This window comes from Halolamina sp. (assembly GCF_036626355.1).
Taxonomy (GTDB): Archaea; Halobacteriota; Halobacteria; order Halobacteriales; family Haloferacaceae; genus Halolamina.
On record NZ_JAZKRY010000103.1, the window covers coordinates 1 to 8,921 of the forward strand.

General features: G+C 67.8%; 6 protein-coding genes and 1 pseudogene. 1 reads left to right on the forward strand and 6 read right to left on the reverse strand.

The annotated features are described in order from the left end of the window. From V5A38_RS13335 to V5A38_RS13355, 5 genes and pseudogenes are all read right to left on the reverse strand, one after another. Positions 1–833: pseudogene (locus V5A38_RS13335) on the reverse strand (phenylalanine--tRNA ligase subunit alpha); the annotation flags it as partial. Positions 834–1,077: 244 nt separating this feature from the next. Then, positions 1,078–2,058, reverse strand: a complete 981-nt coding sequence (locus V5A38_RS13340; protein WP_332326256.1) for a hypothetical protein — start codon at positions 2,056–2,058, stop codon at positions 1,078–1,080. Positions 2,059–2,132: 74 nt separating this feature from the next. Beyond that, a complete protein-coding gene (locus V5A38_RS13345) occupies positions 2,133–3,764 on the reverse strand; it encodes a tryptophan--tRNA ligase (protein ID WP_332326257.1) in 1,632 nt (543 codons plus the stop codon). 2 nt (positions 3,765–3,766) lie between these two features. Further along, a complete protein-coding gene (endA, locus tag V5A38_RS13350; RefSeq protein WP_332326258.1) occupies positions 3,767–4,795 on the reverse strand; it encodes a tRNA-intron lyase in 1,029 nt (342 codons plus the stop codon). Positions 4,796–4,878: 83 nt separating this feature from the next. Continuing rightward, on the reverse strand, positions 4,879–5,649 hold the full coding sequence (locus V5A38_RS13355) for an Sjogren's syndrome/scleroderma autoantigen 1 family protein (RefSeq protein WP_345786289.1): 771 nt from the start codon (positions 5,647–5,649) through the stop codon (positions 4,879–4,881). A gap of 81 nt (positions 5,650–5,730) precedes the next feature. On the opposite strand from V5A38_RS13355, the gene V5A38_RS13360 reads away from it, so the two are divergent. Continuing rightward, positions 5,731–6,384, forward strand: a complete 654-nt coding sequence (locus V5A38_RS13360; RefSeq protein ID WP_332326260.1) for an HAD family phosphatase — start codon at positions 5,731–5,733, stop codon at positions 6,382–6,384. A gap of 7 nt (positions 6,385–6,391) precedes the next feature. Here the strand turns inward: V5A38_RS13360 and V5A38_RS13365 are convergent, their stop codons facing one another. Continuing rightward, positions 6,392–8,761 carry a DEAD/DEAH box helicase gene (locus V5A38_RS13365; protein ID WP_332326261.1) on the reverse strand — a complete coding sequence of 790 codons (2,370 nt, stop codon included), beginning with the start codon at positions 8,759–8,761 and terminating at the stop codon, positions 6,392–6,394. Positions 8,762–8,921: the final 160 nt, after the last annotated feature.

Consider the following 8,921-nt stretch of genomic DNA (forward strand, 5'->3'; position numbering starts at 1 on the left):
GGGTGGTCCTGGGGCATGAACAGGCAGTCGTTGATCCAGAAGTCGGCGTCGGCGTGGGGACCCTGCATCTCCTGGAACCCCATGCCGACGAGCACGTCTTTCACCCGCTCGCTGGTCTGGCGGAGCACATGGACCTTTCCGGCCCCGGTTTCTGCGGCGTCGGCCTCGACGTTGTACTCCGTGAACTCGACGTCCGCCCACTCCCCGGAGGTGAGCATCTCGGGGGTGAGCTGGTCGGCCGTCTCCGTCGCCTCGACGCCCTCCATCAGCGCGTCGACGCCATCGTCGGTCAGCGTCACCGAGCGGATCGTGTGCTCCTCGCGAGCCACGAGCCCGCGGCGCTCGAGGTGGCCGAGTACCGCCTCGTCAGCCACCGACTCGCCGGCGTCGATAGCCTCGAGCGCCGCGGCTTCGGGGTCGCTATCGGAGTCGCTCTCGGGATCGGCGGCGACGTTCCCGCTCTCGATCTTGCCGTACCCCTTCCGGGCGAAGTTCGAGAGCGCGATGTCGACCTGCGGCCCTTCCAGGCCGGCGGCGCCGATGACCTGCCCCATCGGCGCTGGCGACTCGTCGGCGCCGGCGTGGACGGCCGCCCGGTAGAACCGCACCTCCGGGAGCTCCCCCGCGAGATAGTCGCGGCCCTCGTCGGTCAGGCGGACGTCTTCCTCGGTCCGCTCCTGGATCTCGACCAGGCCCGCCTCGGCGAGTTCGAATGCGGCGGTGGTGACCGCCTCCTCTTTCAGCCCCGCCTCGTCGGCGATAGCGGGGATGGGCTCTGCCTCTGTCGCGCTCGCGGCGTGTAACACCGCGACCTGTCGTTCTGGAAGTCGCATGTTGTGTGAGTTCGTCGTCGGTCACCCCGGCGTCGCTCTCCGGGTAACGGTACCTGCCCGCTCGGCCGATTTCACCCGGGCGGCCGCGGCCCGGGCTCCGCCGACCGACTCAGGCGAAAAAGAACCCGACCCCGCGGCTCACGGCTCCTTGGCGTTCGGGACCCAGCGCAGCGGTATCGGGCGCCATACCCGGAAATCCAGGCGCGTGCGCAAAAAGGTTCCGCGAGCCGCCTCACCACGCACCCTACCGGGTGAACCCGCCGCTGACACCACGGGCGCCTTCGCTCTCCTCGACCAGCTCACCCTCCCCGTCTTCGATATCCCGCGGTTCGAGTTCGAGGAAGTGGGCCTCACACTCCTTACAGCGGACCGCAAACACGTCCCACGCGCGACAGCAGGAGGAAACTGTCTCCTCGGTCAACCCGACCGCGCCGCCACAGACTGGACAGGTCGAGAGGAACGACCGCAGCGCGCGAGCGATGCCAAGTCGCTGCGCCGGCGCTATGGTTTCCCACTGCACCCTCCCTGCAAGTGCGCGGTGGGCGCTCGCGTCAGCCAGCAGCGCCGCCTCGGAGGGCCATCGGTGGAGTCGCTCCTCGCCCGCGTAGAACGCCGGCCCGTGAATCTCCTCCTCGATGATCGCGTCCGTGGCCTCGACGCCGAGCAGGCCAGCGAGCGCGGTCGCCCGCTCACCCTCGTCGTCCCGGAGTTCGGTGGCGCCCTCGAGCAGCGAGTCGGCGAAGGCGTCGGTTAGCTCGATATCCTCGCTGTCGCCGGTCTCCCGAATGGCGTCCACCTCGAACAGCAGCGTCTCGGGGTCGATCAGCGCTTCGTCTGCAGGTCCGTCCGTCTCTGTACTCGCCGGCTTGCCGGTGGCAGTCGTGTCCGCAGCCCCGGAGTCAGCCGCCGCAGGGTCTTCACTGGCCTCGGATAGGTCCGGCTCGGGCTCGAACGGCGGTCGCTCGGCCTTGTCGAACGTCGCGAGCACCCAGTCGGGCAGATACGCTTTCGTGAGTTCGGGCGTGCCGGGGATCAGATAGCCGCGGAGATAGATCGAAAGCAGTGAGCCGCCCAACACCAGCAGGCCGAGCACCGGCGTGCCGATGAACGAAGCGAACGCGGAGAGCAACAGCGCGATAGCGACGTTCACGGCCGTACAGGGGAGACAGCGGTTCTCACCTGTATACTCGGGCTGCCGGTACTGTTCGAGGGCCTCGGGTACCATAGCGTCTAATAGGCTGGGGGTGCTGAAAAGGGTTCATCGATGGCTGCGATGGCCGGACGGCGCCGAAACCGGCCTCAGACGGCGTCCTCGTCCTCTTCGCCGCCCAGGCCGCGCCGATCGGTGTCGAGGTCGATATCGAGGTCCTCCAGCAGCTCCGCCGCCTCCTCGCGTTTCTCCTGGTGGTCCTCGAGGAACGCCCGCATCAGTTCGGCGGCCTGCTCCTTACAGCCGCCACAGAGCCGCTCGCCGCCGGCGCACTCCTCGTACACCTCGGTAGCGAACGCGTCGTCGTCCTGCGCGAGCAGATAGGCGTACAGCTCGTACACCGGACACTCGTCGGGCTTGCCACCGAGTTCCCGCTGCTTTTCGGCGGTGGCGCGGCCGCCGGTCGCCGCCGATTTGACCTTGTCGTAGCCGTCCTCGGGGTCGTCGAGCAGCGAGATGTGGGAGGCCGGCACGGAGGAGGACATCTTCCCGCCGGTGAGCCCGGTCATGAACCGGTGATAGATGGAGGAGGGCTGGTAGAAGCCGTAGCCGTCGTGGTCGAGTTCCACCTCGCGGGCGAGATCTTCGGCCGCCGCCGCCGAGAGCTCGAAGCTGTCGATATGCTCCTCGTAGCGCCGCTTCTCGCCCGGAATCGCCTGGACGAGCGCGTCGAACGCCGCCTCGCTCGCGTTGCGATCGAGGAACCGAACCCGGGGGCGGAGCGGCTCCTTCCCGGCTGCCCGGAGCTTCCCGACCGCGCTCTTGCGTGCCGCGTCGTCCGGCGCGGCGGCGTCGACGATGTCGGCGGCGGATTCGGCAGCGGCTGTCGCCGTGTCGACGTTCTCCTCCGCCGTTAACCACTCGGCGGCGTCTTCACAGCGGATCTGCTCGTCGTCGTCAGCTGCCTCGGCCAGCGCGCTGTACGCGGCCCGGATGAACGGGAGCTCCTCGGCATCGGCCGCGAAGGAGGCGAACGCTTCGGTGACTTTGAAAAACCGCATCCGCGTGGCGACGTCCCGCGAGAACCGGACGTGGGGGTCCTGGTCGGGCCCGACCGGGATGACCGTCGGCTTGGGCTGTTCGAGCTGCGGGTAGAGGATATCGGCCATCTGGGTGACGACCGACTGCATGTGGCTCACGTTCGTCTCGCCACCGAAGCCGTAGATGGCCTCGAACTCCGAGAAGTTCGTCTTCGAGCCGAGTTCGAACGCGAGATCCTGCAGCACCCGGTTGTCGGACTGGCGGTAGAGTTCTCCGTTCTCGGCGTCGAAGCCAAGCGCGAGCAGCGAGAGGATGTAGTCCCGCGCGTGCTTGTCGATCTCGTCCCACGACATCCCACGGGCCGAGTGGGCCTCGAGGTCGGCGATGAGGCCGTACGTGTCGCCGCCCTGCTCCTGATGCCAGATGAGCTCGTCGAAAACGAGCTTGTGGCCGATGTGGGGGTCGCCCGTCGGCATGAACCCCGAGAGCGCGGCGAAGGGGTCGTCGTTGACCATCGCCTCGACCACGCGGCCGTACTCGCGGTGACCGAAGATGACCCCGCGGCGCATCAGATAGTGGGGGGTGGGCACCTCGCTTTCGTCGAACTCCTCGATGCCGAACTGCTCGAACAGCTTCCGGTAGTCCGAGATCGTCGAGGAGCCCCACGGGTCGAGGGCAACGTCAGTACTCGGTTCAGCGTCGGTGCCCCCGTCGGTCGTCAGTGGTGTGTCCTCAGTCATGGTTACGGCGTGATCCGCTCGACGCAAAGCCACTCTATCTCTCCGCTGTGTGCGGTCAGCGCAAAAACCATTCGTTTGCGAACCCCGCCGGCCAGCCGCACGTCCAGCGAGAGCTCGCGGGGCAGGAACTCGTGGTCCGGCTGGGCGACCCGAATCAGCTTATCGGAATGGCCCAGACTCTCCACCCCGTCGAACTGTTCGTACACCCGGAAGTCGGCTCCGAATTTGAAGCCGGATTTCGGGACGGTCCCGGCTTCCCGCAGTGCCTTGTAGGCGACGTAGCGGCGAGTGAACCGCTCGCCTTCGACCTGTTCGGCGTGGGTGCCAATCTCGGCGGCGCTCATCTCGATCACGTCGCAGTCGGCGAGATACGCCGCTTCCAGCAGCGAGAGCTGGAGCGGCCCCGAGTCGGCGTTCCGACCCGCGAGACGCTGGCCGAAAAAGCCCGTCTCGTAGAGCGTTTCTGGCGGGTTCCAGACCAGCATCCGGTCCTCCATCAGCGTCGCGTCCAGCTCCTCGGGGAGCGTCGGGTCCGCGGTGCCGGAGGGCGAGAGCCACTCCGTCCCGAAGTAGGTGAGCTCCCCGTCCTCGTCGACGACGGCGAGGACGTGGCCATCGATGGTCGTAGCTGGCAGTGGCGAGCGCTCGCCCACGACGTGGAGCCGGTAGGCGATTTCGTCGTCGGCCGGCCCTTTCCCGCGTGGGTAGACGACCAAATCCGCGGTGTCGGGGTGGTCGATCCAGCCTTCACGAGCCGGCGAGAGGTAGAACCCACGATCTCTGAGGTCCTTATAGACGACGAAGGCGCGCACGGCGTCCGTCCGGGTGAGGAGCGAACGGAACCTCAGTGACGTCCCGTCCTCGTCGCGGACCGCGTCCAGGTCGCCCCGGTAGAGCAGGTGTGCGGCCTCGACCGGCGCGAGCACGAGGTCGCTCCCGCCGGCCGGCCGGCCGTACCCCCCGGAGTCGTAGAACTGCTGTCTGGCGTTGCCCGAGAGATGGACAACGCCGTCGCGGAGCGTCCCGTTCATGAGTATGTTCCCAGACGCGGAACTATAGGGGCTGTGGTCACCGCCGTGCAGGAACCCGATCACCCAGTTCGATCGGCGGGAACTCAAGGCCCGCCATAGCGTTCGGTTACCCCCTCATCGTCGTCCAGGTCGCAGGTGCCATCGAGACAGCGCCTCCCGACCGGCGTCTCGAACACCGGGAGCCCACAGGGACACGCGCCCACTGCCTGTCCGGCCGGGATGGAGAACGTCGTCTCGCACTCGGGGTAGGCCTCACAGCCAAGGAACGGGCGGTTCCCCCGTGAGACCACGCCCAGCGTCTCGCCACAGTCCGGGCAGTCCCAGCGGCCGTCGAGCGCCTCGGCGACGGCATCGGCCAGCGACTCACAACGCCAGTCAACACAGAGTTCGAACGACTCGCCGCGCTCCACTCGCATCGTGGGAAGCCCGCAGTCCGAACACGTCTCGTCGAGCACCGTCGCGCCGGCGGGGAGGCCGTACGCCTCCTCACAGCCCAGACAGACCACGTCGCCGTTGGCTCGCACGAGACAGTCGCCGCAGTCGGGGCACTCGCCAACCGGCACGCCGGCCTCGGAGATCGGGAGCTCCCGCTGGGTGGTCGGGACGTGGGAGACGACCTGGAGCTGCTGGTCGCCCGCGCTGGCGCTGACGGCGAAGGAGTCGCCCTCGGTTTCGGTCGTTACCTCGTCAGCACGCGTGAGCCACGCCACGGGCTGGTAGCCGCCGGCGTCGTGGACCAGCACTGTGCGGTCCGGTTTGACGATAACCAGCACGTAGCCCCGGTGGATACGCTCGCTCTCGCCCGTGAACTCGACGGTGCAGTCGCCCGCGAACAGTCGGAGTGTCTCGGTCACGTGCGGGACTGGTCCCGTCATCCGCCTTGAACAGCGGTGCGAAACCCCAAACACGATGAGGGACGGGGGTGAGAGCCGGCCATGGACGCGCTGCTGTTCGACATGGACGGCGTCGTCGTCGACTCCGAGGACTACTGGCACGCCACCGAGCGCGACGAGTTGCTGCCGGCGGTGCTCGACGGCGCGGTTCCCGACCTCGACGAGATCACCGGGATGCCGTACCGGGAGATCTACGACTACCTCGACAGGGAGTACGAGACGACAGTTTCGAAAGCCGAGTTCGTCCGCCGCTACGACGAGACCGCCGAGAGCATCTACCGCGAGCGGGTCCGCCTACTCGATAGGTTCGGCGAGGTGCAGACGGCGGCCCAAGACGCCAGAATCCCGGTGGGGCTGGTTTCCTCGTCGCCCCCGAACTGGATGGGCTACGTCCTCGACCGGTTCGGCCTCTCGTTCGACCTGACGCTCTCCGACGACGACGTCGACGGGCCGGGAAAGCCCGAACCGGGCATCTATGAGGCCGCTGCTGACAGGTTGCGCGTCGATCCTGCCGGCTGCGTCGCCGTCGAGGACTCACGGAACGGGTCGCTCGCGGCCTCCAGAGCCGGACTGTCGGTCGTCGGTTACCGGGTCGACCACAACATCGAGACGGATCTCTCGGCGTGTGACGTGGTGTGTGAGGGGCCGGCAGAACTTCGAGAAGAGCTGCTGGGGCGAGTCTCCGCTGAAACCTAACTGCTGGCTACTCCACCCGCACCGAACGACTCTCCCGCACCGGCGCGAGCGGCAGTTCGGGGAACACCACCTCGACGGTGAACGCCAGTTCGTCCGCGTCGGCTCCGAACACCGGTGCTGGCACCGTCTCACTGTCGGAGAGATACGTCGTCGTCTCGGTCATCTCGGTTCCGTTGACCGTTACGCGAATCCCCGCGCGAGCGCCGCCGCCGACGTTGCGGACCGCCAGTTCACACATCTCGTTCTCGCCGAGCGCGATAGTTTCAGGGAACGAGCCCCACTCAACCGAGACCTGCGGCAGGCTCCGAGCGGCATCGACGATACGCTCGGCGACGCTCTCCGAGAGCCCGGTTTGGCTGAGTTGCTCGACGCCGGCGGCAACGAGATCAGCGGGTGAGACGAAGCCGCCGCCGACGAGCGTCTCCGCGCGGCCAGCACCGACCCCCTCGACGGCGGTGAGCGGCACCTCCTCGCGGCCCACGCCGTGCTCGACGCGGGCCTCGACGCGGCGGACGAGGTTCGCCGCCCGCGGACCGGCGAAGGCGGTGGCGAACTCCCGGAGCGCCGCCAGCAGGCGTAGCGCGTTCTGTCGGATGATCCAGGCGTCCGAGCGGAGTTCGCTCGGCGTGCGCCCGACCATCGCGGCGTGAAGGATGGCAAGCACCTTCCGGTTCCCCTCCTCCAGATCCGTCTCGACATCGTGTGCCGAGAGCACCTGGTCGATGGCGTCGGTCTCCGCCTGGCGGGCGGAGACGGAGTCGAACTCGCCGGCGGCGGCGACAGTCTCCAGCACGCCGTTGTCGGTGAGGCGGTCGCGCTCGCCGAGTTCGCGGAACCCCCCTGCGGTGTCGAGGCGGAGGTAGTAGTTCGAGGCGAGGCGGCCGAGCGTCGTCGGCTCCAGCCCGAGTTCGTCGTCCGTCGCGATGAACCCCGAGTCGACGAGGCTCTCGACGACGCCCCGTACGCGCTCGCGGAGGCCCTCGAACCGGTACGCATCGGGCTTGGACTTCGCGCGGACGTAGTAGAACGTCGTCTCGACCCACGACAGCACCTCCTCCAGGTCCGAGACGGTGCCCATCGCCACCTCGGCGTTGAGGTGGGTCCGGAGTTCACCCTCCAGCGTGGACTCGATCTCCTTGCCCTCGCGGAGCAGGCGGCGGTATTTGTCGGCGTCACCGTCGTCACAGATGACCCACCCGTAGCCCACGTCGTCGTAACCCGGGCGGCCCGCCCGCCCGAGCATCTGCAGCACGTCCAGCGGCGAGATGTCGACATCGCCCTCCAGCGGGTCGTGGTATTTCGTGTCCCGGATCACCACACAGCGGGCTGGGAGGTTCACCCCCCACGCGAGCGTCGAGGTCGAAAAGAGAAGCTGAATCCGACCTTCTTTGAACCACTGCTCGACCAGGTCCTTGTCGTGCTTCGAGAGCCCGGCGTGGTGGAAGGCGACACCGTCGACGACGGAGCGCCGGAGCGTCTCGTTCTCCACCTCCTTGGCCGCGGTGTGGAAGTCGTACGCCCCGCGCGAGCCCATCTCGATATCCCAGTCGGTCGTCTCGTCCCGGGCTTTCTCGGCGGCCCTGACGGTGTCCTGTCTGGAGGAGACGAACACCAACGTCTGGCCCTCCTCGCGGATATGCGGCTTCGAGAGGTCGAGTGCGCGATAGAGCCGACGGTACTTGTCCGCGAAGGAGTTCTCGCCGTGGCGATACGTCTTCACCCCGGTCTCGAGGTCGACCGGGCGGTAGCTCTCGTCGAAGTGGAACGTGGCCTCCGGTGGCGCGTCGAGCCACTCGGCCACGTCGCCGATGTTGGGCATCGTCGCCGAGAGCGCGACCACGCGGGGATCACAGAGCCGGCGGAGCCGCGAAACGGTGACCTCCAGCACGGAGCCGCGCTTCTCCGAGTCCAGCAGGTGGACCTCGTCGATAACACAGCAGTCCACGTCGGTGATAAAGCCGTAGCGCGCGGACTCGTGTTTCCGCGTGGCGGAGTCGGTTTTCTCGGGCGTCATCACCAGGATATCCGCCCGCTCGGCGCGCCGCGGGTTCAGGTCCCGTTCGCCAGTGACGACGTAGACGGAGTAGCCCAACCCCTCGAACCGGTCCCACTCCGCCTCTTTCTCGTTTGTCAGCGCCCGCATCGGCGCGATGAACAGCGCGGTGCCGCCCTCCTGCAGCGTCTTGCAGATGGCGAGCTCTGCGAGCGCAGTCTTGCCGGAGGCGGTCGGGGCGCTGGCGATAACGTTGTCGTCGCGCTCCAGTAACACCGGCAGCGCCTCCCGCTGCATCGCGTTGAACTCCTCGAAACCGAACGCGTCCGCGAACCCGGGGACCACGTCGGCGACTCGTACCGGATCGTCGGAGCGCTGAGACACGGGCTGATTCGGGAGGGCCACGGAGAAAGGGGTTTCCTTCGCGCGCTGGCGGCGGTCGTCGACGACCGTCGCTCCGGCTCGGCGGGCTGGCTCTGCACAGCGGCGTAGGTTCAATGGTGACGGCACGGAGGCCGTCACAGCTCACGCGCCGGCGCTGGCT

Coding starts and splice junctions, on each gene's coding strand:
- V5A38_RS13340 (WP_332326256.1), bottom strand. CDS start 2,058: ATGGTACCCGAGGCCCTCGAACAGTACCGGCAGCCCGAGTATACAGGT.
- V5A38_RS13345 (WP_332326257.1), bottom strand. CDS start 3,764: ATGACTGAGGACACACCACTGACGACCGACGGGGGCACCGACGCTGAA.
- endA (WP_332326258.1), bottom strand. CDS start 4,795: ATGAACGGGACGCTCCGCGACGGCGTTGTCCATCTCTCGGGCAACGCC.
- V5A38_RS13360 (WP_332326260.1), top strand. CDS start 5,731: ATGGACGCGCTGCTGTTCGACATGGACGGCGTCGTCGTCGACTCCGAG.